The organism is Streptomyces johnsoniae, from assembly GCF_031845565.1.
In the GTDB taxonomy this organism is placed as follows: Bacteria; Actinomycetota; Actinomycetes; order Streptomycetales; family Streptomycetaceae; genus Streptomyces; species Streptomyces johnsoniae.
The window spans coordinates 209893-235328 of sequence record NZ_JAVREV010000010.1 but is presented as its reverse complement, the minus strand read 5'-3'; the positions used below and the strand labels follow the sequence as shown (position 1 = coordinate 235328).

Below are 25436 nucleotides of genomic sequence, written 5' to 3'. Positions count from 1 at the left end.
TTCACTCCTCTCCCGTGATCGCGGAGTCGAAACGTTCCGGCGCGAAGGGCGCGAGGCCCAGGTCGGTCGTCCTGCCCGTCAGCGCCTGGGCGAGCAGCCAGCCCGTGCCCGCGGCCAGGCCGATCCCCGCGCCCTCGTGCCCGCAGGCGTGCCACAGCCCGGGCGCCCTGGGGTCGGGGCCGATCACGGGCAGGTGATCGGGGCAGTAGGGCCTGAACCCGCAGTAGGCGCGCAGCGCGCGGACACCGGCCAGGGAGGGGAACAGGGTGATCGCCTTGGCCGCCAGGGCGCGCAGCACCCGCGGCGAGAGAGTGGTGTCGAAGCCCACCCGCTCCCTGCTCGCGCCGATCAGGACCGTGCCCGACTCGGTGCCCTCCACCACGGGCGAGGTCTGCAACGCCGCGTCCGAGCTGGCCACGTCGCCGACGTACTCGGCCGCGTAGACCTTGTGCCTGACGGTCGGCGGCAGCGGCTCGGTGACGAGCACGAAACCGCGCCGGGGCAGCACGGGCAGCCGCACCCCGGCGAGCGCCGCCAGCTCCCCTCCCCACGGGCCCGCCGCGTTCAGCACGGCGCCCGCGGCCACGTCCCCGTCGCGGGTGCGCACCCCGGTGACCCGTTCGCCGTCCCGCAGCAGCCCGGTGACCTCGGTGCCGGTGCGCACCTCGGCTCCCCGCTGCCGGGCCAGGCGCAGCAGGTGGGCCACGGCGAGCATCGGCTGGAGCTGCGCGTCCTGCGGATAGTAGGCGCCGGAGACCAGGGCCCTGGAGAGATACGGCTCGTACTCGGGCAGCTCGGCCGCGCCCAGGTCCACCGCGGTCACGCCCGAGGCCCGCTGGCCCGCGGTGAGCCCGGTCAGCGCCTCGGCGCTCGCCTGGGTGGCGGCGACGATGACGCCGCCCTTGTCGTCGAACTCCCACAGCCGGCCGAACTCGCCTAGCTCTTCGCGCCAGATCCGCTGGGACAGCAGCGCCAGGTCGAGTTCGGGCCCCGCCTCCTTGTCGGAGACCAGCAGGTTCCCCTCGCCGCGGCTGGAGGTGCCGCCGGCGATGTGGCCGCGATCGACGACCAGCACCCGCAGGCCCGCCAGGGTCGCGAAGTAGGCGCTCGCCGCGCCGACCACGCCGGCGCCGATCACCACCAGGTCGGGGCGGGCCCTCACGATCCCCTCCCCGTCCGCTCGGCGGGCACGGCGGCCACGTCGGGGCGCGCACCGCCGGCCCATTTGCCGCGGACGTGCCCGATATGGCGGCGCATCAGCTCCTCGGCGCCGATCCCGTCGCCGGCCTGGATCAGGTCCATCAGCTGCAGGTGTTCCTCGGCCGAGTCCCGCAGCTCGCCGCTCTCGGCCAGCGAGGCCAGACCGAGCAGCCTGGTCTGCGAGCGGAGCTGGGAGATCGTGTCCACCAGCCGGGGATTGTCGCTGTACGCGAGCAGCGTCAGGTGGAACCGCCGGTCGGCCTCCGTGTAGCGGATCAGATCGGCCCGTTCGGCGAAGTCCACGATCTCGTCGGCCAGCCGCCGCAGGCGCACGAAGTCGGCCTCGGGGATCAGCGGGCTCACCCGCCGGATGGTGGGCGGCTCGATCAGCAGCCGCAGCTCGGTGATGTGGTCCAGGTCCGCCTCGGAGATCTTGGTGACGCGGAACCCCTTGTTCGGCACGGAGGCGACCATGCCCTCCCTGGCCAGGTCGAGCATCGCCTCGCGCACGGGCGTGGCCGAGACGCCGAAGCGGGCGCTGAGCATCGGCGCCGAGTAGACCACGCCCGGCTCCATCTCCCCGGATACGATCGCCGCGCGCAGGGCGTGCGCGACCGTCTCGCGCAGGCTCTCCCGCTTCTTGAGCACGGTGAAGTTGGATGACGGGCTCGACGTGGTCATGGCACCTTCTCGGGCGTGTACTCGGCGTGTTCTGCCGCACGTGGGCGTACGTGTGCGGTTCTCGGCGGCCCCGGCTCGGCCCGGCCGCGCGGGCTTACAGCAGGAATCCTGCGGGAAACGGGTCCTCCGGGTCGAGGTGGAACTGCGAAGTGCCGGTGATCCAGGCACGCCCGGTGATGGTGGGGACCACGGCGGGCAGTCCGGCGACCGTGGCCTCGTCCACCAGCCGGCCGGTGAACCGGCTGCCGATGAAGGACTCGTTGACGAAGTCCTCGTCGAGGCCGAGCAGCCCGCGCGCGTGGAGCTGGGCCATCCTGGCGCTGGTGCCCGTCCCGCACGGGGAGCGGTCGAACCATCCCGGGTGGATGGCCATGGCGTGCCGGGAGTGCGCGGCGGTCGAGCCCGGCGCCTCCAGGTAGACGTGGTGGCAGCCGTGGATGTCGGGCCGCTCCGGGTGGCGCGGCGGGTCCTCGGCGTTGATGGCGCGCATGATGGCGAGTCCCGCGGCGAGCAGCTCATCCCTGGCCGACCGTTCGAATGGCAGACCGAGCTCGGCCAGGCGCACGATGGCGTAGAAGTTCCCGCCGAACGCCATGTCGTAGCCGACGCTGCCCAGGCCCGGCACCTCGACTCGCTGGTCGAGGGCGGCGGCGAACGCCGGCACGTTGCGGATCGTCACCGAACGCGCGGCGCCGTCCACCACCTCGACGTCGGCGGTGACCAGGCCCGCGGGGACGTCGAGCCTGATGGTGGTGACCGGCTCCGTGACCTCCACCATGCCGGTCTCCACCAGCACGGTGGCCACGCCGATGGTCCCGTGGCCGCACATCGGCAGCAGCCCGGAGACCTCGATGAACAGCACGCCGGCGTCCGCGTCGGGGCGGGTGGGCGGCTGGAGGATGGCGCCGCTCATCGCGGCGTGCCCGCGCGGCTCGTACATCAGCAGCGTGCGCAGCTCGTCGCTGTTCTCGATGAACCACTGCCGCCGCTCGGCCATGGTGGCGCCGGGGATCGTCCCGACGCCACCGGTGATGACACGGGTGGGCATGCCCTCGGTGTGGCTCTCGACGGAGTGGAAAACGCGCTTCGATCGCATGGCGTGCCTTTCAGCGTCCCTTCTGCGTCCTCGCACCGCCGCGTGCCACGGCCCGCGTGCGGGCGTCCCGGTGTGTCATGGTGCCTGACGCCGCCGCCGTGCCGCGGTCAGCGGTGGCCCGCGGCGAGCACGGCCTCCGTGGCGGCGCGCACGGCGGCCTCGGCCTCGGGGACCAGCGGCGAGCGCGGCGGCCGGCAGGGGCCGCCCTTGCGGCCGGCTATGTCCATCGAGAGCTTGATCGCCTGGACGAACTCGGGCTTGGAGTCCCAGCGCAGCAGCGCGTGGAGCTCACGGTAGAGCGTCAGAGCGCGGGCGATGTCGGCCGGGTCGCCCGAGGTGGCCAGCCGGTACAGCTCCATGCTGGCGCTCGGCAGGGCGTTGGGGTAGCCGGCGATCCAGCCGACGGCCCCGGCGAGGCCGAGTTCGAGCAGGACGTCGTCGGCGCCGATCAGCAGGTCGAGCTCGGGGGCGAGCTCGCGGATCTCGTACGCGCGGCGGACATCGCCGGTGAACTCCTTGACGGCGACGATCAGTCCTTCCGCGTGCAGCTCGGCCAGGAACGCGGGGGACAGGTCGACGCGGGTGTCGAAGGGGTTGTTGTAGGCGACGATCGGCAGACCGGCCTTGGCCGCCTCGCGGTAGTGGGCGAGGACCGTGCGCTCGTCGGCCCGGTAGGTGTTGGGCGGGAGCAGCAGCACCGACTGGGCTCCGGCCTCGGCGGCCTGCTCGATCCAGCGGCGGGACTGGAGCACGCCGTAGGCGGCGACGCCCGGCATCACCGTGAAGCCGTCGGGCGCCGCGGCGACGGCGGTCTCGACCACGCGGGCGCGCTCGGCGTCGCTGAGGCTCTGGTACTCGCCGAGCGAGCCGTTGGGGCACACGCCGTCGCAGCCTTGCTCGGCAAGCCAGGCGACGTGCTCGGCGAAGCCGTCGAAGTCGGCCGTGAGGTCGTCGTCGAAGGGGAACGCGGTGGCGACGTGGACGCCCCGCCAGGGCTGCCGTGCAGCGGTCATGGTGATCTCCTCGTAGGTCGGGCCGCTCTAGGAGTATCAATAAAATGTCACATTGCATAGTCGGGAAGAGCAAATTTACGGTCCGGAAAATCCTTCCCGCAGAACCATTGCTCGACCTTGCGGCATGTGACATGTTACTGAACCACATAAGCGAGCCACCGGGAGGTTTGGAATGAGACAGGCACCGGGGAAGGTCCTCGCGGTTGCCGCCGGTGTGGCTGTCCTGGCCTCGGGTTGTGCCCCCGATACCGGCTCCGCGGACGGCGAGTACCGGGTCGCCGTGCTCGCGGCCTCCGCCCAGAACGGCTACAACCAGGCCGTCTACGACGGCGTCGTGTCCGGCGCCGAGGAGCTCGGCATCTCCGTGGACACCAAGATCCTCGACGGCGGTTTCGACTCCACCACGCAGCTGTCGCAGCTCCAGACGGCCGCAACCGTGGGTGGCTACGACGGTGTCATCGTCGTTCCGCATGACGGACCCAGTCTCGCCGGTGCGTTCCCACTCGCGAACTCCGTTCCCGTCATCACCGTGCTCAACCCCATCGGCCCCGACGTCGACGACATGGAACCGCAGGTCGAGGGCGTCGTCTCCACCGTGGCCGTGCCGCCGAGCGACGCGGCGGCGCGGCAGGCGGAGGACGTGGTGGACTACTGCGCCGAACTCGACCCCTGCAAGGTCTCCTTGCTGGTGGGCAGCCTCTCCTCGCCGCTCGACATCGCCCGCCGCGACGCCTATCAGGGGGTGCTCGGCGAGCACGGGAACATCGAGGTGGTCAGCACCGTCGAGGGCAACTACGACCGCTACCAGTCCCTGAGCGCGGTATCCAACACCCTCCAGTCCAACCGTGACGTCGACGCCATCCTCAGCAGCGCCGACCAGATGACGCTGGGCGCCGAGCTGGCGCTGGAGAACGCCGGCATCGCGCCGGACAGCGTGTATCTCACCGGGGCGGGCGGCACCACCGAGGCGGTCCAGGCGGTCCGCGAGGGCCGCTGGAAGGCCAACTACCTCAACTTTCCCGCCAGCATGGGCGCCGCCGCCATGGAGCAACTCGCGAACGCCATGACGGACAAGCCCGTCGAGACCGTCGTGAACGCCGACACCGTCGGTCCCGAGGGCGTGGAGCCCTACGCCACCCGGGAAACGCTGGCCGAGGCCGAGGCAGAGGACTTCACCGGGGAGTGGAACGGCTGATGACGGAACGAGCGGGAACAGCCGAGGCGCCGAACGCCGAGCGGGCCCCCGTGGTCACCGCCCGCGGCCTCTCCAAGTGGTTCGGTGGCACCCACGCCGTGAACGGGGTGAGCCTGGACCTGCTGCCCGGCGAGGTGCACGCGCTGGTCGGGGAGAACGGCGCGGGCAAGTCCAGCCTGGGCAAGCTGATCGCCGGGGTCTACCAGCGGGACGAGGGCGAGCTGGAGGTGGGCGGCGCCGGGATCGGCCGCTGGGACCCGGCAAGGGCCGGCCGCCACGGCATCGCCATGATCGCCCAGGAGCTCGCCCTGGTCCCCGAGCTGACCGTGGTGCAGAACGTCTTCCTGGGCCGCGAGCACTCCAGGGCGGGCGTGCTGCGGCCGGGCACGACGACCGAGTTCGAACGCATCGACGCGATGGCCCGTTTCGGTCTGCCGCCGCACCGCAAGGTCCGCGATCTGGGCATTGCCGATCAGCAGAAGGTCGAGATCATGCGGTCCCTGGCCAGGGACGCCAAGGTCATCGTGATGGACGAGCCCACCTCCTCCCTCACCGCCCACGAGACGGAGAAGCTGCACGAGCTGATCCGCACCCTGCGGGCCCAGGGCAGGACCGTCGTCTACGTCTCCCACTTCCTCGACGCCGTCCTGGAGATCGCCGACCGGGTCACGATCATGCGGGACGGCCGCCTGGTGCGGACCGGGGCCGCGGCCGAGGAGACCAAGACGAGCCTGATCGAGGGCATGCTCGGCCGCGCCCTCGCGGTCACCTTCCCCGAGCGGGCCGCCCCCGTTCCCCCCGGGACGCCCCCGGTGCTCGAAGCCGAGGGCCTGGCCACCGCCGAGGGCGTGGTGGACGCCTCCCTGACCGTGCGCCCCGGTGAGATCGTCGGCCTGATCGGTCTCGTCGGCAGCGGGCGCTCGGAGATCGCCCGCGCCCTGTACGGCGCGGACCGGCTCACCGCGGGCAGTGTGACGCTGTGCGGCAAGCCGCACGCCAGGCCACGGCCGTGGAGGTCGATCGCGGCGGGCCTGGCCATGGTCCCCGAGGACAGGCACGGGCAGGGCCTGGTGCTCATGCGCTCCATCCGGGAGAACATCTCCCTCACCCACTCCCGCAGGTTTGCCACCGCGGGCGTGATCAGCCGCCGCAGGGAACGGGCCGCGGTCGGCGAGCTGGCCGCCAGGCTCCAGCTGCGCCCCGCCAGGATCGAGCTGGAGACCCGCGGATTCTCCGGCGGAAACCAGCAGAAGGCCCTGATCGGCAAGTCGCTCCTCGGCGACCCCGAGTTCGTCATCCTGGACGAGCCCACCCGCGGCGTCGACGTCGGAGCCAAGTACGCCATCTACGAGCTGATCACCGCGCTCGCCGCGCAGGGCATCGGCGTCCTGCTCATCTCCTCGGAACACGAGGAGGTCATGTCCCTGAGCCACCGCGCCTACCTGGTGCGCGAAGGCCGCACGATCGACGAGGTCGTGCCCGCGGAGACCACCATCGACCGCATCCTCACCGTCCTGTTCGACACCGATCAGAAAGCAGCACCGTGACCGCCACCACCGCAGAGACGCAGCGCAAGGCACCCGTGCGACCACTGCTGCTGGCCAAGGATCACGCCGTGCTGATCCTGCTGGCGGCCGTCATCGTGTGGCTGTCCATCGCCAGCCCCGCGTTCTTCACGTCGGACAACATCCTCAACATCCTCAACCAGAACGCCCCGCTGGCGATCATCGCGGCGGCCGGCACGTTCGTCATCGTCTCGGGCAACTTCGACCTGTCCACGGCCAGTATCTTCGCGGTGGCCAGCGTCTCCGCCGCCTGGCTCGCCGTGGAGACGGGCAATCCGCTGCTCGCGCTGGTCGCCGCGCCGGTGATCGGGATGGCGCTCGGGGCGCTCAACGGCCTGGTCGTCGCCTCCCTGCGCATCCACTCCTTCCTGGCCACCCTGGCCTCCTCGATGGTCTACTCCGCGCTCGCGGTGCTGATCACCGGCGGCGCGCTGATCACCGTCGACGTCGACGGCTTCGCCGACTTCGGCCGCGGCAGCTTCCTCGACGTGTTCATCCCGGTGTGGGTGCTGGCCGCCGTGGTCGCCGCGCTGTGGTTCCTGCTGTCGGGAACGGTCTTCGGCCGGCACGTCTTCGCCACGGGCGGCAACGCGGAGGCCGCCGAGCTGTCCGGCATCAAAGTGGACCGCGTCAAGGTGCTCGTCTTCGTGCTCAGCGGACTCGCCGCGGGCATCGCCGCGGCGATCGCGGTCTCCCGCATCTCCTCGGGGCAGCCGCAGGCGGGTGCGGGCATGGAGTTGCAGGCGATCGCGGCGATCATCCTGGGCGGCACCAGCATCCACGGCGGTGTGGGAGCGGTGTGGCGCTCGGTGGCCGGCGTGTTCCTCATCGCGCTGGTCGGCAACGGATTCGACATCATGAACTTCAACCCCCAGCTCAAGGATCTGGTCACCGGACTGATCATCCTCGCCGCGGTCGCCCTGGCCGCCGTGGGCAGGCGCTCCCGTTAGCACCGCCCGCTTCCGCCCAGCTCTCCGGAAGAACCACAAGCACAACGCAGGAAACAGGAAAGGTGCGCCCGCATGCCGCAGGACATCCGCGTCGCGATCGACGTCGGAGGAACGTTCACGGACGTCGTAAAGCTCGATCCCCGAACGGGTGAACTCCGCTTCGACAAGGTCCCCACGACGCCCGCCTCCCCGACCGAGGGCGTACTGAACGCGTTCGACCAGATCGCGGTCGACATGCCGGACGTGGCCATGTTCAACCACGGCACCACGCTGGGCCTGAACTCGCTGCTGACCAGGTCGGGCGCCAGGGTCGCGGTCATCTCCACCCGCGGCTTCCGCGACGTGTACCTGCTCGGCCGCACCGACCGGCGCGCCATGTACGACATCCGCCACCGCAAGCAGGCCCCGCTGCTCGAGCGCTACGACACCTTCGAGGTGACCGAACGCTCCTACTTCGACGGCACCGTGGGCGCCCCGCTGGACGAGGACGACGCGCGCCGGATCGCGCGGGAGATCGCGCACCGCGGGTACGAGGCGGTCGCCATCGCGTTCCTGCACTCCTATGCCAACCCCGCGCACGAGGCGCGGATGCGCGACATCCTGCTGGAGAGCAGCCCCGGCATCGAGGTGACGGTCTCCCACGAGCTCTCGCGGGAGTACCGGGAGTACGAGCGGACCTCCACCGCCGTCCTCGACGCCTACATCAAGCCCGTCGTGCGCAGCTACCTCCACCGCCTCGAAAACGAGCTGGAGAGCCGCGGCTTCGCCGGGCGCTTCCTGATCTCCCGCTCGGGCGGCGGCGGCATGACCGGCACGGCGGCCAGGGAGCAGCCGGTCAACCTGATCCTCTCGGGCCCCGCGGGCGGCGTGGTGGGGGCGGCGGCGTTCGCCAGGCTGACGGGCCGGCCCAACCTGATCACCATCGACATGGGCGGCACCAGCCTGGACGCCTCCCTGGTGCTCGACTCCCAGCCCGTACTCCAGCACGGCACCGAGTTTGAGGGGCTGCCGATCAACACGCCCTCGCTCTACATCCACACCATCGGCTCGGGCGGCGGTTCGCTCGCGTACCTGGACGACGCCGGCGCCCTCCAGGTCGGCCCGCAGAGCGCGGGCGCGGTGCCGGGGCCCGTCGCCTACGGCCGCGGCGGAACCCAGCCGACGTTCACCGACGCCGCGCTCGCGGTCGGCTACCTCGGCACGGACACCCCGCTGGGCGGGACCCTCACCCTGGACGCCGAGGGCGCCCGGGCCGCGCTCGGGTCCATCGCCAATGACCTCGGCCTCGGCACGACCGAGCTGGCCCGCGGCATCCTCCAGATCTCCAACACCAAGATCACCGGTGCCGTGCGGGCCATCACCGTCGAGCTCGGCCACGATCCGAAGGACTTCTCGCTGCTGTCCTTCGGCGGCGCGGGCGGCCTGGTCGCGGTGGACGTCGCACGCCAGCTCGGCATCCCTTCGGTGATCATCCCGCCGGGCCAGGGCGCGTTCTCCGCGCTCGGCATGCTCATGGCGGATGTGCAGCACGACTTCGCCAGAACCTCCGTCACCGCGCTCGCCGACGTGGACCGGGCCACCGTGGACGCGGCGTACGCCAGCATGGCGGCCGAGGCCGACGCCGTCCTGGCCGAAGAGGGCTTCGGCCCCGGGCGGCGGGAGCTGGCCCGCACCGTGGACGTTCGCTACACCGGGCAGGAGCACTCGGTCAGCGTGGCGCTGCCCGAGGACGCCGCGGACCCCGCGGCCGTTGTCGAGGAGGTCTTCGCGACCCTTCACGAACGGCAGTACGGGCATGTGATGACGGACCCACTGGAGATCACCGCGCTGCGGCTGCGAGCGGTCGGCGTGGTCGACAAGCCGGGGCTGCCCACCCTGGCCCCCCGCGAGAGCGGCGAGCCGGCCCCGCGCGGAACGCGCCAGGTGCACGCGCCCGACGGCGCGGCGGCCGCGTACGCGGTGCACGTGCGCGAGGAACTGCTCGGCGGCGACGCCATCGAGGGCCCCGCGATCATCACCGAGCACACCGCGACCACCGTGCTGCACCGCGGCGACCGGCTGACGGTGGGCCGGTACGGGGAGCTGGTCATCGCCATCGGCCGGGAGGCCGGGGACCCGGCGGGCGACGAGCGGAAGAACGAGCAGGGCAGCGAGCAGCGCAGCGAGCAGGAGAACAAGGGGAAGGACGAGAGCCGATGACCGACGCCATCACCATCGAGATCATCCGCCACGGGCTGCTGTCGGCCGCCGAGGAGGTCGCGCGCAACCTGTGCAGGACCGCCTACAACACCGTGGTCTACGAGATCCACGACTACGGCATCGGCATCCACGACGCGGCGGGCGACGTGGTCGCCGACGCCCCGGGCATCGCGATCTTCACCAGGGGGAACGACTACGGGATCAAGAAGTCCCTCGAATTCCTCGGCGCCGACGCGATGCGCCCGGGCGACGTGTACCTGCTGAACTACCCCTACTGGTCCTCGGCGCACACCCTGGACCCGCTGGTCTTCGCGCCGATCCACTTCGAGTCCGAGCTGATCGGCTTCGCCTCCTGCCGCATCCACGTGCTCGACCTCAACCAGAAGGACCCGGGCTACGTCCTGGACTCCACGCACAGTTCGCAGGAGGGACTGGTCTTCCCCGCCACCAGGCTGTACCGCGAAGGCGAGCAGAACACGGACGTGTTCAACGTCATCAGGTTCAACTCGCGGATGCCCGAGCGGACCATCGGAGACATCCAGGCGCAGGTCTCGGCCTGCGTGACGGGCGTTCGGCGCACTCAGGAGATCGCCCGCAAATACGGCAGGGACAGCCTGCTCGACGCCATGCGGGCGATCAACGAGCACGGCGAGAAGCTCGCCAGGATCGGTCTCGGCAAGCTGCCGAAGGGCACCTGGAGCGCGACCGACTTCGTCGACAGCGACGGCGTGGACCGCGAGACGCTGGTGAAGCTGACGGCCACCGTGACCGTCACCGACGAGGAGATGGTCGTCGACTGGACGGGCAGCGCCCGCGACGTGCGCGGGCCGATCAACCTGCCGCGCGGCCAGACCGAAGCCCTCTCCAGCCTGATCTTCAAGGCGCTCACCACCCCCGACAGCCCCGTCGTCGCGGGCAACTTCGCCCCGCTCCGGGTGGTCACCGAGCCGGGCTCGGTGATGCACGCCGAGCCGCCCATGCCCACCTTCACCCTGTGGACGGGGCTCCTGGCCGGCGAGGTGATCCTGAAGGCGCTCGCCGAGGGCATGCCCGACCTGGTGCCCGCCTGCTCCGGCGGCGACGTGTGCTCCATGATGGGCCTCGGCGTCAACCCCAGGACGGGCGAGGCGTGGCAGGAGGCCACCAACGAGGCCGTCGGCTTCGGGGCCACGAGGGACGCGGACGGCGAGGACGGCATCATGCACCTGTCCGAGCCGGGATGCCGCAACAACCCGGTCGAGGTCTTGGAGACCAAGTCCCCCATGGTCATCGACTCCTACGGCTACCGCCCCGACACCGGAGGCCCCGGGCGTTTCCGCGGCGGCGTCGGCGTCAGCCGCGTCTACCGCTTCACCGCCCCCGCCACCGGCATCTGCCTGGTCTACAAGACCCGCACCAACCCGTGGTCCATCGACGGCGGCGGCGAGGGGAAGCCCAACAGGATCGTGCTCAACGCGGGCACCGACCGCGAGGTCGTGCAGGGCGGCAGCTACAACCACCTCGAAACGGGGGAGACGCTGGCGAACGAGACGGGGGGCGGCGGCGGTTACGGCGATCCGTTCACCCGCGACCCGGCGGCCGTGGCCAGGGACGTCCGCAACGGCTTCGTGTCGGCGCCGGCCGCCCGCGAGCGCTACGGCGTGGCCGTCGACACCACCGACTTCACCGTCGTCGCCGCCGAGACCGCGGCGCTGCGCGCCGCGGGGAGGTGAGCCGCGCCATGACCGCGGGTGAGCTGACCCTTGACAACGCCCTGGTCTTCGACGGCTGGTCCGCCGAGCTGTCCGAGACCTCGCTGTTCGTGCGCGACGGCGCCATCGCCGAGATCGGCCCCTCGGTCACCAGGGCGGAACGGGTCATCGACGCCCGTGGCCGCGCCGTGGTACCCGGGCTGATCGACGCGCACTTCCACGCCTACGGCATCTCCCTGCACAACCTGGAGTTCGACGCCGGGCCGCTCAGCTACCTCGCCCTGGCCGGCGCCCGCAGGCTGCGGCGGGCGCTGCACCGCGGCTTCACCACGGTGCGGGACGTGGCCGGCGGCGACCCGGGGCTCGCCAGGGCGGTGACCACGGGCCTGATCGACGCGCCGCGCTACCTCTACACCGGGCCCGCGCTCAGCCAGACCGGCGGGCACGGCGACGCCAGGCCGGCCGAGTACGACATCTGCCTGCACGGCGGCCATATGAACGAGGTCGTGGACGGCGTGGAGAACCTGCGGGTGGCCGTGCGCGAGCGCTTCCGCCGCGGCGCCCACGCCATCAAGATCATGGCCTCGGGCGGGGTGGTGTCGCCCACCGACCCGATCAGGCCGGCGCAGTACTCCGCCGAGGAGATCGCGGCGGTCACCGCGGAGGCCGCGCGCCGCGGCTCCTACGTCGCCGCGCACGCCTACTCCCCGGAGGCGATCCGGCACGCCGTGGCGAACGGCGTGCGCTCGGTCGAGCACGGCAACCTGCTGGACGAGCCCACCGCGGCGCTGCTGGCCGAGCACGGCGCGTACCTCGTGCCGACGCTGGTGGCCTACGACGCGATGAACCGCAGAGGCGAGGAGGTCGGCCTGCCGGCCGTGGGCAGGGCGAAGAACGCCGAAGTCCTCGACGCCGGGCGGGTCGCCATCGAACGTGCCCACGCGGCCGGGGTGCCGGTGGGCTTCGGCAGTGACCTGATGGGCGATCTGGAGGACGACCAGCTCCTCGGCCTCCGCCTCCAGGCCGAGGCATCCGGGGCGCTGGCCACCCTCCGTTCGGCGACCTCGGTCAACGCCCGCCTCATCGGCCGGGACGATCTCGGCCGGATCGCCGTCGGCGCCCGCGCCGACCTGCTGCTGCTCGACGCCGACCCGCTGAACGACCCGGCGGCCCTGTGGGACGCCGCCAGGCCGCGCCTGGTGATCCGCGCCGGAACGCCGGTGGCCGCCGGGGACGAGCCGCTCGCGTGAACCCGCCCTGCCAGGACCCGGCGGAACGTTCGCCGCCGTATTCGACCCCCGGGCAGGACGGCGGGGACAAGTTCAATATCGTGAACGTCGATCATGGCCCAGTCGTTCGGAAACGGGGAGCACATGCGGCAGCAGGCGGGCGGACAAGGGCGGCGGGAACGGTCCGGTCTTGACCGCGAGCTGGAGCGGCTCGACGGCGCGCCGTACGGGCGCTACAAGGGGCTCGTCGGCGCCTGGGAGCTGCCCGGGGGAGCCACCCTGGAGCTGGTCAGGAGCCAGGCAGACCCGTTCGCCCCACCCGCCCGCGTCGCCGTGCACGTACCCGGCCGACAGGCCGGGTTCCCCCGCGAGTTGTGGGACTCGCCGGTGCGCCGCAGGGCGTTGGCCGGCTACCTGGTGCGCCGCGCGGCACGGGAGGCCGCGGGGGAGTCGGCCTACCAGGTGGACGCGGGCGGGCAGGAGGTGCTGGACCGCGGTTCGTGCACGATCGGCGCCGCCGACGGATCGGTCACGCTGCGCCTCGGCGTCGCGCTGCCGGGACCGCGTCGGCGGATCGACGGCCGGGACGCGCGGCGGCTGCTGTGCCAGGGCCTGCCGCGGCTCGCCGAACGCGCTCTGCGCCACGCGGCGCCGGACGAGGCGGCGGTGCGGGAGTTCGTCGCGACCGTGGAGGACTCCGACGCGCTGCGCGCCGCGCTGCCGGGACTCGGCCTCGTCGCTTTCGTCGCCGACGGGGCGCTGCTGCCGCGCCGTTCCGGGGCGGACGACCGTCCCGCCCGGGGCTCGGGTCTCGTCCCCTTCCTGGCGCCAGACGAGCTTCGGGTGACCGTGCGGCTGCCGCACGCGGGCCCGGTCACCGGCATGGGCATTCCCGAGGGGGTGACCCTGATCGTCGGCGGCGGATTCCACGGGAAGTCGACCCTGCTGCGCGGCCTGGAGTCCGGCATCTGGGACCACGCGCCCGGTGACGGGCGGGAACGCGTCGTCGCCCGTCACGACACGGTGAAGATCCGCGCCGAGGACGGCCGCCGGGTGGAGCGCGTGGACGTGCACGCCTTCGTGGATCACCTGCCGGGCGGGGCGGACACCACGGACTTCTCCACCCCCAACGCCTCCGGCTCCACCTCGCAGGCGGCCTCCCTGTGCGAGGCCGTGGAGGCGGGCGCCCGGGTCCTGCTCATCGACGAGGACACCGCCGCGACCAACCTCATGATCCGGGACGCCCGGATGCAGGCCCTGGTCGCCAAGGAGCGCGAGCCGCTGACCCCGCTGGTGGACTCCGTGCGCTCCCTCCACCGCGATCACGGCGTCTCGACCGTGCTGGTCATGGGCGGCTCCGGGGACTACCTCGAAGTCGCCGACCGGGTCGTGATGTTGGACGCCTACCGCCCGTACGACGTCACCGGGCGGGCCCGCGAGATCGCCGCCCGGCCCACCGGACGGCGTGCCGAGGCGGACTCCTTTCCCGGCGTGGTGCCCCGCCGTCCGGACCCGTCCTCCCTGGACGCCACCGCCCGGGGGCGTTCCCGCATCCGCGCCCGGGGCACGGACCACCTGGTCTTCGGCGAGCACGAGCTGGACCTGCGCGGCGTCGAGCAGCTCGCGGACGCACCGCATGTCACCGGCGTCGGCCTGGCGATGGAACTGCTGGTGCGCCGCGGCCACTTGGACGGACGGCGGTCCCTGGCCCAGGCCCTGGACCTGCTCGACCTGGATCTCGACGGCCAAGACGGCGTGGCGGCGCTGAGGTCGGTGCACGACGACGACTTCGCCGTGCCCCGCCGCTACGAAGTCGCCGCCGCCGTCAACCGGTTGCGGACCCTGCGGGTGTTCCGCTGACGGACGGCCGACGTCCCGGCTGCACGAGCTCGTGTTCCGTGGCCGGCCATGCGACATCGTCAACCCCTCAGAAACGGCTCGTGGGGCACGGTCGCGGGGGTCGCTCCGGTGAACGCCAGGACGTCCCGGTGCAGGTGCGACTGGTCGCTGTAGCCGCCGTCGGCCGCGACGCGGGCCGCGCCCTCACCCGCGACCAGGCGGTGGACGGCAGGGGCGAAGCGGACCAGCTTCGCGACCCGTTTGGGCGGCAGGCCGAGCTGCGTGTGGAACCGGGACCACAGGCGCTTGCGGCTCCACCCGAGGTCGGCCGCCGGTTGGCCGACCCGGACCCGGACCCGGCCGCGGCTGACGACGATCAGGTCCAAGGCCCGGGCCACCTCCGGGTCCACCCGCGCCCGCGCCGCCCAGCGGCGGGCGAGCAACGCGTCCGTCAGCGCGAAGCGCGCCTCCCACGAGGAAACGTCGCCCAGTTGCTCACCGATTCGGGACGCCTCCCGGCCCCACAGATCGTCGAGGGCCACCACCGCGCCGTCCAGATCGGCCCGGCAGGCGCCCAGCACCGCACGTGCGACCACCGGGGAGAGGCGCACCTGCACGCACGCCACGTCCTCGCCCCGCGCCCGGACCGCGCCTCCGCACCCGAATGCGGGCCAGGCGACGAGACTTCCCCACCGCCGCCGCCCGGCGGCTTCCTCCACGACGGGCCGCCCGGCGCCGAACACCAGAACCAGCATCACGGCCGGGTGCGGGACCATCCGGAGGCCGGTCAGGCTGCGGGCGGCGAACCCGGCCATGCTGATACCGGCCACCCGGCCGGGCCGCCGCGGACGTGCGACGTCCCACTGAGCCGGATCGTCATGTGCACCCGCCGTGGACCGCATCAGCCTTCACCGCCCGCCACGCCACGCCACGCCGCGCGGACGGACTGAACGGGACGGGGGCACCGGTCACTCGCCGTCAGGGGAGAGGCGGCGGGTCGGCCGTTCCGCGCAGGTCCTCGGGCGCGAGCAGCCCCGCGGCACACAGACCGCGCGCGACCAGGCGCGCCACCTCGGCGGCGCCGTGCGGCCGGAAGTGGGTGTCGTCCCGGGCACCGCGCGGGTGGTTGGGGTGCTCGCCGGGGGAGAGCCACAGAAAGGCGTCCTTGCTCCCTTTTGGCCCGAGCCGCTGCCACAGTGCGAGCGTCTCGGCCTGGAGGTCCAGCAGCGGAACGCCCTCCGCCGCCGCCAGTTCGCGCACCACCCCCGGGTAGTCGCCGTGGGTGGCCACGGCGCGGCCCGCCGCGTCGAAGCGGCGGCGTTCCACCGGCGTGAGGAGCACCGGACGCGCGCCCCGGTCGCACGCGGCCCGCACATAGCGCAGCAGGCAGTGCCGGTAGGTGCCGAACGGGTCGGTCAGCCGCGAGGCGTCCTCGGTCTTCTGGTCGTTGTGGCCGAACTGGACCAGCAGCAGATCGCCGGGGAGCAGGGCCCGCAGTATCGGGTCGAGCCGGCGCTCCAGCAGGAAACTGCGCGAACTGCGGCCGTCGGCGGCGTGGTTCGCCACGGCCAGGTCCTGGGCGAGGAACCGGGGAAGTGCCGTGCCCCAGCCGGTCATCGGAGCGGCCGAGGCCGGTTTCCCGGCCGCGGTGGAGTCGCCGGCGAGGTGGAGGGTGCGGCGCGCGGTCCGCCCGCCCCCGGCGCGGCGCCGCGGCGGGATCTGGGTGCGCCGGACGGCCCAGGGGGCGCCGAGCTCCGAGAAGAGGGAGAGGGACGCGGCGCTCGCGTCCACCAGCGCCCCGACGCCGGGAATCACGCGGCGCGGCGCCGCCCCGTCCGTCTTCACGTGCCAGGCCCCCGGCGGCAGGCGCGCCGGGTCCGGGGCCGTGCGGATCGCCTCGACGACGCGGGTGAAGGCGCCGCTGCGTTCCAGCGGGCTCAACAGCGCGTCACCGTCCCGCAGATGCGCGATCAGATTGTCCAGCAGATCGGTGCGGGGATGAACGCGCTCCTCCGGCCCGTGGCCCGCGCGCTCCAGGAGGACCCGGTCCTCGGTGTACCACAGGACGATGCGGCCCCGTTCGCCGTGCACGACGACGTACGGTGCGGCGTTCCGTTCGGCGCACAGGGTGGCGGCGACGGTCACGGTCGTCCCGCGCGTGGTCGTCAGCCGCAGGCAGGAGGTGTCGTCGGCCTCGATGTCGTGGGCCCGGAAGAGTTCGAGCTCCACCGCGGCGACGTCCTCGGCGCGGTCGCCGCCGTCGATCCGCAGGGCGGTGGCCACGGCGTGCGCCAGCGGGTTGGTCAGCACGCCGTCCACCACGTCGACCGCGTCCGCCGCTCCCGAGCCCGTGCCGAGACGGCGGCGCCCGGCCCACGGCGTGCGGACGTAGTACCGGGCGTCGCGCACCCAGGCGCCGGCGGCGCCGATGCCGTGCGGCCGGCCGATGGCGTCGTCCGCCACCAACTCCTGTACGGCGGCCAGGGCGCGGGAGCCGAAGGACTGGAAGCCCACCTGGCATGCCAGCCCCGTCGCCCGCAGCGTGCCCGCCAGCTCCAGGAAACCGGCGAGCGAAGGGGCGGGCGGCTTCTCCAGCAGCAGGTGGGAGCCGGACCGCACGGCGGTGAGCGCGAGGTCCAGGTGCGTGTGGATCGGCGTGGAGACGACCGTGATCGCGGGCCGCCGCTCGTTCAGCAGGGTGGCGAGGTCGGCGGACCACGCGGGCTCGCCGAGGCCGTCCAGCTCGCCGTCGGCGGGCGCCGCCGGATCGCAGACGCCGACGACACGCACCCGGCCTTCGCCGGCCAGCCGCCGCAGGTTCGCGCGGTGGTGGCCGCCGTAGCCGCGGATGCCGCAGAGCACGACGGGGACCGGCGCACCGGCCTGCGGGGGAACGGTCATGCGGACACTCCTCGGAGGAGACAGGCGTTCGGCGCGGGCGGTCCCGAAAGTGACCTCAAGGGGGGTGTTCAGCGCGGTGCCGCTGTGCTTCCATCAAGCTGGTATGCCAGATGCATGCCAAGGAAAGAGTAGCAGCGCTCTTCCGGTCTGCCGAGTCGTCGCTCCGCGGCGCGTCGGCGTAAGGAGCCCGTCCCATGCGCCTGTTCCGCCCACTCGTGGCACTCGCCGGGGTGCTCACCGTCCTCGTGCCGGTCGCATCCCAGCAGGCCGCCGCCGACACCCCCGCGGCGCGTCCCGCGCCTGACCTCCAGCCGCGCGGGCTCGCCGATCCCGTCTGCGTGGACACCGCCCTGCGGCTGACCTTCGACGGCCCGGTACAACTGGGCGACAGCGGCCAGTTGCAGGTGCACCACGCCGACGGGACGCTGGTCGACAACATCGACCTCGCCGACCCGGGCACGTACCAGCGCAGCATCGGCGGCGCGCTGTCGGACTACGGCGAGGTGCACCGCTGGTTCTACGAGCCGGTGGTGGTGGACGGCCGGACCGTTTCGGTCCACCTGCACTACGTCCTGGACCCCGGCCAGGAGTACTACGTCACCATGGACGAGGGCTTCGTCCGCGGCCGGGCGGGCATCGAGGACCCGGAGACCTGGCGGTTCCGTACCCAGGAGGGGCCGGCGCCCGGCGCCCGGGAATTGACGGTCGACCAGGCGGGTGGCGGTGACTTCTGCACCGTCCAGGGGGCCGTCGACTTCGTTCCCGAGGACAACACCGAGGACGTCCGGATCGACGTGGCGCCCGGGATGTACCGCGAGATCGTCTACGTGCCGCAGACGAAGCCGCACCTCACGGTCGGCGGCAGCGGCGCGGGCCGCACCGTGATCGGGTATCCGAACAACAGCGTGCTCAACGGCGACGCGGCCATGGCCGACGTACCGGCCCGGCAGAGCTACTGCCCGCGCCGTGTGCTCCCGCACCCCGACCGATTCAACTGCTGGCGGGCGGCGTTCGGTGTGGACGCGGACGACTTCCGGCTGGAGGACCTCACCGTGCACAACCTCACGCCCGACGGCGGTTCCCAGGCCGAGGCGTTCCGCGGCAACGGGGACCGCATCGTGCTGGAGCGCGTCGCCGTGCTCAGCCACCAGGACAGCCTGCGGCTCCAGGGCCGGGCCTTCGTGACCGACAGCTACGTCGAGGGCGATGTCGACTTCGTCTGGGGCACCGGCGGCGTGTTCGTCCAGGATTCCGAACTGCGCTCCCTCGACGCCGGTTACGTGACCCAGATACGCAACGCCGAGGACGGCCCCGGCAACGTCTTCGTCGACACCCGGCTGACCCGGGCCCCGTCGGTGCCCGAGGGGTCGGTGCTGCTCGGCCGCATCGACAGCCGTTTCCTCGGCAGCCAGGTCGTCTTCATCGACTCGGCCATGGACGACCACATCGCCCCCGAGGGCTGGGGCCTCACGGACGCCGAGTGTGCCACGGCGGACCGGCTGCGCTTCTGGGAGCACGGCAGCACGGACCTGGCCGGCGACCCGGTGGACGTCGGCGACCGGCTGCCCTGCTCGCGGCAGCTCGACGCGGCCGAGGCCGAGCGATGGCGCGACCCCGCGACCCTGCTCGACGGCTGGGACCCGCGCCGGCCGTAGCCGTCGCCCGGACCCACCGCCCGCCCCACCGCCCGGACCCGTCGCCCGGACCCTGCGCCCCCTCGAACGCGGCGACCACGACCACGGCAGGAGATCGCCTCATGTCCCCGGTATCCCGCAGAGCGCTCATCGGCACCCTCGGCACGGCGGCGGCCACCGCCGCCGCCGCCGCAGGACCGGCGGCCGGCGCCGCGCACGCCGCGGCGTCCCGGCCCGTTCCGGCGCCGCCCCGGCCGCGGCCGGTTGCCCCCGTCAACGCGGAGGTGGCCGCCGCCCACGGCATCGACTACAAGGCGCTGCCGCAGGAGGCCGTCGGCGTCGACTGCGAGCAGCTGATGACGGTGCACACCGAGGAGGACGCGCGCACCCTCAGAGCCGCCCTGGTCGCGGAGGTCTGGAAGTCCGCCGACGGCCTGCTGCCCACGTCGCTGCCGGCGGTGGAGCGCGGCGTCGCCGCCCCCGAACTGCCGGCGTTCGAAGGCGTGCGCCGCGTCGACCGGCTCACCGTGCGCATGCCGTTCGAGCTGCGGTCGGTCGTCTTCCTGCTCCTGCCGCGCCACAGCGACCACACGCGCTTCGCGTTCTACCACAACGGCCACGGTGAGGAGCCCGGCACCATGGCCCGCACCGCGCAGGCGCTACTGGACGCCGGCTACGCGGTGCTGCTCTTCGCCATGCCGTTCTACCACTGGAACCCCAAGGAACTCCGGGACCCCGACGATCCGGCCCGTACGGTCACCGTGGAGTCGCACGACGACCTCGGGCCGTGGGAGACGCCGGGGTTCTCGACGCTGCGGTTCTTCCTTGAGCCGTTGACCGTCGCGATGAATCACGTGCGGCGGGAGTACCGGCCGTCCTCGGTGCAGATGATCGGCCTGTCGGGCGGCGGCTGGGCCGCCACGGTCTACCCGGCCCTCGACCCCCGGGTGACGCGCAGCTATCCGGCCGCCGGCTCGCTGCCGTTCTTCCTGCGCTCCGCGCCGCCGAAGCCGAGCCCCACGACCGGCGACTGGGAGCAGCGCAGGGACAGTCACCCGGCGTTCTATGGCATCTCCGACTTCATGGACCTGTACGCCCTGGCCGCCGTGGGAGAGCACCGCCGGCAGCTGCAGATCCTCAACCGCTTCGACGAGTGCTGCTTCAACGCCGTCGGGCACCGCGCATACGAGCCGGTGGTACGGCACCGCGTCGAGGTGATCGGTAATGGACACTGGGAACTGCTGGAGGACGCCACCCACGGGGACCACACCATCAGTCCCTTCGCCCTCTCCGTCGTCCTGTGGGACCTCGACGTGGCCTGCGGCCATCTTCCGTAGGCCGGCCGCCCGGGCGAACGGGCGGCCGGCCCGGGCGTCAGAGCGGCCCTTCCTGGGGTTCGCCGTTGACGACCACGTCGTGCAGGCGGAGGCCGGTGACGGACTCCAGGAGGATGTCCTGCGCGGCGTCGTCGAAGGTCAGGTCGGCCAGCCGCACGTCGCGCACGGGAGCCGCCGGGCGGGCGCGGACGCGCACCGGGTACTCGCAGGGGCCGCCCAGGGACCAGCGCGCCGCCGAGAGCCGCGAGACCTCGGCGAAGTGCTCGCCGCCGGTGCCGCCCGCGTACTGGAAGGTCACCTCGAACGGCACGTACGTCCAGGCGGGCGCGTCGACGTCCGTCACCCGGACATCGCGCACGTAACCGCCGCGGGTGGGAGTCGACTTGACGTTGAGGACCCAGCCCACCGAGTCCTCTTCGAGGTCCGGGTGGCGCGGCAGGTACAGCCGGCGGGCGGTCACGTCACGGACGCCGCCGCTCATCTCGCTGCCGATCGCCACCGCGGCGCCGCCGCTGAGGTAGACGCAGTCCTCGACGAGGATGTCGCGGGACGGGACGCCGACCCGCCAGCCGTCCTGGTCGCGACCGGACTTGATGGCGATGCAGTCGTCGTGGGTGGCGAAGGTGACGCGGCGGATGGTGACGTTCCGGCACGAGTCGGGGTTGCAGCCGTCGCTGTTGGGGCCCTGGGACTCGATCCGCACGTCCCGGACCGTGACGTCGCGGCTCAGGACGGGGTGGATGTTCCAGAAAGGGGAGTTGCGCAGGGTGACGCCCTCGACGAGGACGTTCCGGCAGGAGTGCGGCTGGAGGAAGCTGGGCCGCAGGTAGTGCCCTTCTCCGAAGACCCGGTCCGCCACCGGGACGCCCTCCGCTCCCCACCGCTCCAGGTCGCCCCAGTCCGCCAGCTCGCTGGGCATGCCCGGCTCCCAGCCGTACTGGCCCGACCCCTTCCACGGCCACCAGTGCTCCGTGTCGCCCCGCGCGTCGAGGACGCCGCGGCCGGTGACGGCGATGTCGTGCTGCCGGTAGGCATAGATCAGGGGGGAGTAGTTCCACGCCTCGACCCCCTGCCAGCGCGTGAGCACGAGGGGCAGGTACGCCGCCGGATCGGTGTCGAAGAGCACCGTGGCGCCCTCGGTGACGTGCAGGTCGACACCGCTGCGCAGGTGGATCGCGCCGGTGGCCCAGTCGCCCGGCGGGACCAGCACGTGCCCGCCGCCGGCGGCGTGGCAGGCGCGCACGGCCGCCCGGATGGCGGCCGTGCAGTCACTCACGCCGTCGCCGACGGCGCCGTAGTCGGTGATCGGGAACCAGGCTCGGGGGAAACGCGGGCACGCGGTGGCCCCGGTGACCCCGGAGGCTCCGTGCGCGTCGCGGACGCCCGCGGCGCCGGCCAGGGGAACGGTGGCGGCCGCCGCGGCGCCCAGCCGCAGGACCTTTCTGCGTGCGGGACGGCTCATGGTCACGACTCCCGGTGCGGGGGACAGGGTAAGGGACCGGGTTCACCGGTCGGGTGGTGCGCGGGCGCGGGGTGCTCCCGGTGGTAGCGAGTCGCCTCACCGGCGGCGTGTGCCGCGAACATCGGCCCCGCCGTGTCCGGGTCGCCGGCCCGCAGGGCGTCCAGCAGCTCGGCGTGGTACTCGGCCATCGCCCGCCAGTCGCCGGTGTAACGGGGGTTGCCCAGCACGTGCAGGCCCCACATGCTGGACTCGATCATGCGCCAGAGGCGGGTCAGCGCCGAATTCCCCGCCGCTTCGCAGACGTGGCGGTGGAACGACATGTCGGCATCCCGGAAGTCGCCGATGTCGCCCTCCTCGGCCGCCCGGCGCAGCCGTTCGATGTCGTCGGTGAGCAGCCGCAGGTGTGCACCGTCCAGATGCCCGCTTGCCCGGCGCGCCGCGTACTCCTCGAACATCACGCGGATATCGCGGACGTCCTGCGCCTGCTGCTCGGAGACCTGTGCGACGTACGTGCCCCGGTGCGACTGGGAGATCACGAGCCCCTCGTGCGCGAGCCGCTTGATCGCCTCACGGGCGGGGGCCTGGCTGGTGCCGACCCGGCGGGCGATGTGCGACTCGACGAGCCGCTGGCCGGGCAGCAGTTCGCCCCCGACGATCCAGCCGCGCAGCAGCGCGTACACGTGGTCGGAGAGCAACTGCCTGGGCAGCGGCGTGGCGAGGGCCGCGTCGCCGCCGTCGGCGGAGGCGACGTCGGCGAGGGACGCGTCGGCGAGGGACGCGTCGGCGGGGGCGGCGCCCGCCGTCGGCCGCGCCCCCTCCTGCTCGCGCTGCTGCTCCTGCCAGATGCGGGCGACCGTGGACTGGGACAGGCCGAGCGCCCGGGAGAGCACGCGGGTGGAGGGAACGGGGTCGCCGCGCCGGGTCTGTTCGAGCACGTCGGCGATACGGCTCTCCGCGTCCTGCCGGCTGCCGCTGCGCGGGCGCCCGGACCGGGGGGCGTCGCCGAGCCCGGCCACTCCCCGGCTCAGGTAGCGCTCCCGCCACTTGGCCACCGTCGCGGGGCTGACCTGGAGGCGCCTGGCGATCTCCGCGTTCGTCAGCCCCTCGGCGCAGGCCAGCACCATGCGGCTGCGCATGCGCAGTGCCTCGGGCGGTCGCGAGGACCACTCGCGCAGGGTCGCGCGGTCCTCCTCGCTCAGCTGCGGAAACCTCGGCAAACGGGGATCGGTCACGGGCTCTGGTGTCTCCATGATGCAGAAATTTATGACTCGCTCGGCGGGGACGGCAATGTCGCCGTCATCAATTTTTCAGTTCTGTCCTGCGCCTTGACGGGCGATTGACGTGAATCTATCAAATTATCGTTGCTCGATTATTGACCCACTAAACCATGATCGCCCAAGTCGAGGAGGCAGCCATGAGCCATGGGCAGGGAGAGGCGGAGGCGGCTCCACCGCGCGTCACCGCCTCCGTTCCCGTCGGTGTGCCGCCCCTGTGGGCCGTGCTCCAGCGCAGGCTCTTCGACGCGCTCGACGAGGCCTGGCGCGCCTTCGCCCGGCGCTACTGCGCGCCCGACGGCGGCCTGCGCTACGAGGGGCCCTCGGCCAGCCGCGACGGGGCCGACGACTTCTACGAGGCGTTCTTCAACTGGCCGACCCTCTACCAACTCGGCGGCGCCGACGACCTTCTCGACGCCGCCAAGCACCACTGGCTGGGCGTCACCGCCCAGCTGACCGAACGCGGCTACGTCGTCGACGAGTTCGAGCGTGGCTACGACTGGTTCCACCTCGGGGAGTCGATGCTGCTGTTCTACGGCATCTGCGCCGCCGACCCGGGCGACGAGCACTTCGAGGCGCGCGCCCACCGCTTCGCCGAGCTGTACCTGCCGTCCTCACCGACGGGGAACTACGACCCGGAAGCGGCCGTGATCCGCGCCCCGCACAACGGTGCGGGCGGCCCCCGTTACGGGATCAACGAGGAGTGGGCCTCCTACGGCACCGGCCTGGCCTCGATGCGGCCGTACGGACTGCCGCTGCGCGACCTGCCGGGCATCTCCTCGTGGGCGGACCTGGCCGATCCGGCGAACGCCGCCCGCATGGGCGCCGCCATGCGGGAACGGATCGGCCGCGGTGACGCCGTCGTCAACCTCGCCGCCACCAGCCTGGCCACCAACGCCTGGCTGTACGGCCACGACGACCGCTACCGCGACTGGGCGCTGGGCTACGTCGCCGCCTGGCGCCGGCGCGCCGAGGAGTGCGGCGGCGTCCTGCCGGACAACGTGGGCCCCTCCGGCCGCGTGGGGGAGCTGCACGGCGGCCGCTGGTACGGCGGCAACTACGGCTGGACCTGGCCCCACGGCCTCTACAGCGTCGGCAACGCCGCCGTGATCGCCGCGGTCAACAGCGTGCTGCTGACCGGCCGCACCGACGGGCTCGACATCGGCCGCGGCCCGCTCGACCTCGTGGCCCGGCACGCGGTGACCGGCGCTGTCACGGACACCGAGATGAGCATCAGCGACCGGTGGTACGCCGAACTCGGCGAGGACGCGGCCCGCCCCACCCTGCTGGTGCCCAACCGGTACGCCGACGGCGGCTGGTTCGACTACCAGCCGCCCCAACTCGCCCTGCCCGTGTGGCTGTGGCACGCCGGAGCGGCGGCCGAGGACGCGGAGCGCATCGAGCGGCTGCGCGCGGCCGGCGGTTACGACTGGCGCACGGTGCGCTGCTTCCGCAACAAGGAGGAGGCGGGGCACGAGGCCCCCTGGCTCGCCTACCTGCGCGGCGAGAACCCGGACTACCCGACGGCCGTCCTCGGCGTCGCCCTCGCCCAGGTGGAACGGCGCATGGCGCTGATCGCCGCCGACACCACCACCCCGGGCAGCCTGGACATCCACCACTGGCAACGCCACAACCCCGTGCTCACCGAAGCCCTGCTGCACCTGACCACCGGCACCCCCCAGGTGCTGTACAACGGCGGGCTGCTGCCGCTGCGCCTGGCCTACGAGGACGCGCGGCGCGGCAGGCCGGGGCTCCCGGCCGACATCGCCGCCCTGGTCGACGACATCGGCCCCGACCGCACCTGCGTGCAACTCGTCCACACCGGCCTCACCGGCACCCGCCGCGTCGTGGTGCGCGCCGGTTCGTTCGGCGAGCACCGCATCGAGACGGTCCGCCTCGACACCCTCCGCTCCGGCGCCGCCGGGCCCGGCTACCCCGGCGACCCGCGCGCGTACACCGCGCCGGAAACCGTCACCGGCACCCGCGAACTGCCCGTCGGCGGCCCCCGGCTCGAGGTGGAGCTGCCACCCGGCCGCCGGGTCCGCCTCGAACTCCGCCTGACCCCGCGCGCCTACCCGGCGGCCCACCACCGGCCGGCCCGCCCCGCCCCCTGACCCCGGTATGCCTCACCCGAGCACCCGACACGACCACAACCAGCGGAACGATGAGG

At 72.8% G+C, this 25436-nt stretch carries 17 protein-coding genes and 1 pseudogene; 10 read left to right on the top strand and 8 right to left on the bottom strand.

Annotated features, from left to right (window positions below; genetic code table 11):
• Position 1: 1 nt before the first annotated feature.
• From RM779_RS19475 to RM779_RS19460, 4 genes are all read right to left on the bottom strand, one after another.
• Positions 2–1162, bottom strand: a complete 1161-nt coding sequence (locus RM779_RS19475) for an NAD(P)/FAD-dependent oxidoreductase (protein WP_311619011.1) — start codon at positions 1160–1162, stop codon at positions 2–4.
• Positions 1159–1881, bottom strand: a complete 723-nt coding sequence (locus RM779_RS19470) for a GntR family transcriptional regulator (protein WP_311619010.1) — start codon at positions 1879–1881, stop codon at positions 1159–1161. Before RM779_RS19470 ends, RM779_RS19475 begins: the two co-directional genes overlap by 4 nt.
• A gap of 94 nt (positions 1882–1975) precedes the next feature.
• Positions 1976–2977: a proline racemase family protein gene (locus RM779_RS19465; RefSeq protein ID WP_311619009.1), complete on the bottom strand. Its 1002-nt coding sequence runs from the start codon at positions 2975–2977 to the stop codon at positions 1976–1978.
• A 107-nt stretch (positions 2978–3084) separates the two neighbouring features.
• The gene (locus RM779_RS19460) at positions 3085–3990 is read right to left on the bottom strand and encodes a dihydrodipicolinate synthase family protein (protein WP_077057561.1); all 906 of its coding nucleotides are present in this window, start codon (positions 3988–3990) and stop codon (positions 3085–3087) included.
• Positions 3991–4162: 172 nt separating this feature from the next.
• Between RM779_RS19460 and RM779_RS19455 the strand changes: the two genes are divergently transcribed.
• The 7 genes from RM779_RS19455 (at position 4163) to RM779_RS19425 (ending at position 14679) form a co-directional block, all read left to right on the top strand.
• Positions 4163–5185 carry a sugar ABC transporter substrate-binding protein gene (locus tag RM779_RS19455; protein ID WP_311619008.1) on the top strand — a complete coding sequence of 341 codons (1023 nt, stop codon included), beginning with the start codon at positions 4163–4165 and terminating at the stop codon, positions 5183–5185.
• On the top strand, positions 5185–6732 hold the full coding sequence (locus RM779_RS19450; protein ID WP_311619007.1) for a sugar ABC transporter ATP-binding protein: 1548 nt from the start codon (positions 5185–5187) through the stop codon (positions 6730–6732). The genes RM779_RS19455 and RM779_RS19450 overlap by 1 nt, the downstream gene beginning before the upstream one ends.
• Positions 6729–7700, top strand: coding sequence for an ABC transporter permease (locus RM779_RS19445; protein WP_311619006.1), 972 nt, complete (start codon positions 6729–6731; stop codon positions 7698–7700). Before RM779_RS19450 ends, RM779_RS19445 begins: the two co-directional genes overlap by 4 nt.
• 72 nt (positions 7701–7772) lie before the next feature.
• Entirely contained in the window at positions 7773–9899 is a 2127-nt protein-coding gene (locus RM779_RS19440; RefSeq protein WP_311619005.1) for a hydantoinase/oxoprolinase family protein, read from the top strand.
• Positions 9896–11611, top strand: coding sequence for a hydantoinase B/oxoprolinase family protein (locus RM779_RS19435; protein WP_311619004.1), 1716 nt, complete (start codon positions 9896–9898; stop codon positions 11609–11611). Before RM779_RS19440 ends, RM779_RS19435 begins: the two co-directional genes overlap by 4 nt.
• A gap of 8 nt (positions 11612–11619) precedes the next feature.
• Complete coding sequence (locus tag RM779_RS19430) at positions 11620–12840, top strand: metal-dependent hydrolase family protein (RefSeq protein WP_311619003.1); 1221 nt, start codon at positions 11620–11622, stop codon at positions 12838–12840.
• 93 nt (positions 12841–12933) lie between these two features.
• A complete protein-coding gene (locus tag RM779_RS19425; protein WP_311619002.1) occupies positions 12934–14679 on the top strand; it encodes an ABC-ATPase domain-containing protein in 1746 nt (581 codons plus the stop codon).
• Here RM779_RS19425 and RM779_RS19420 read toward each other — a convergent pair.
• Both RM779_RS19420 and RM779_RS19415 read right to left on the bottom strand, forming a co-directional pair.
• A pseudogene (locus tag RM779_RS19420) lies at positions 14645–15473 on the bottom strand (helix-turn-helix domain-containing protein). The gene RM779_RS19425 and the pseudogene RM779_RS19420 sit on opposite strands and share 35 nt — an antisense overlap.
• A gap of 163 nt (positions 15474–15636) precedes the next feature.
• Positions 15637–17559 (bottom strand): GDSL-type esterase/lipase family protein, encoded by a 1923-nt coding sequence (locus RM779_RS19415; RefSeq protein ID WP_311619001.1) that lies wholly within the window; start codon positions 17557–17559, stop codon positions 15637–15639.
• Between the two features lie 194 nt (positions 17560–17753).
• Here RM779_RS19415 and RM779_RS19410 point away from each other — a divergent pair, with 194 nt between their 5' ends.
• Positions 17754–19214, top strand: a complete 1461-nt coding sequence (locus tag RM779_RS19410) for a pectinesterase family protein (protein ID WP_311619000.1) — start codon at positions 17754–17756, stop codon at positions 19212–19214.
• A gap of 101 nt (positions 19215–19315) precedes the next feature.
• Positions 19316–20530: a hypothetical protein gene (locus RM779_RS19405; protein ID WP_311618999.1), complete on the top strand. Its 1215-nt coding sequence runs from the start codon at positions 19316–19318 to the stop codon at positions 20528–20530.
• A 37-nt stretch (positions 20531–20567) separates the two neighbouring features.
• Here RM779_RS19405 and RM779_RS19400 read toward each other — a convergent pair whose 3' ends face one another.
• The gene (locus RM779_RS19400; protein ID WP_311618998.1) at positions 20568–21992 is read right to left on the bottom strand and encodes a glycoside hydrolase family 28 protein; all 1425 of its coding nucleotides are present in this window, start codon (positions 21990–21992) and stop codon (positions 20568–20570) included.
• A gap of 2 nt (positions 21993–21994) precedes the next feature.
• Positions 21995–23242 (bottom strand): FCD domain-containing protein, encoded by a 1248-nt coding sequence (locus tag RM779_RS19395; protein WP_311618997.1) that lies wholly within the window; start codon positions 23240–23242, stop codon positions 21995–21997.
• A gap of 164 nt (positions 23243–23406) precedes the next feature.
• On the opposite strand from RM779_RS19395, the gene RM779_RS19390 reads away from it, so the two are divergent.
• Positions 23407–25380: a hypothetical protein gene (locus RM779_RS19390; protein ID WP_311618996.1), complete on the top strand. Its 1974-nt coding sequence runs from the start codon at positions 23407–23409 to the stop codon at positions 25378–25380.
• The last annotated feature ends 56 nt before the right edge of the window (positions 25381–25436 follow it).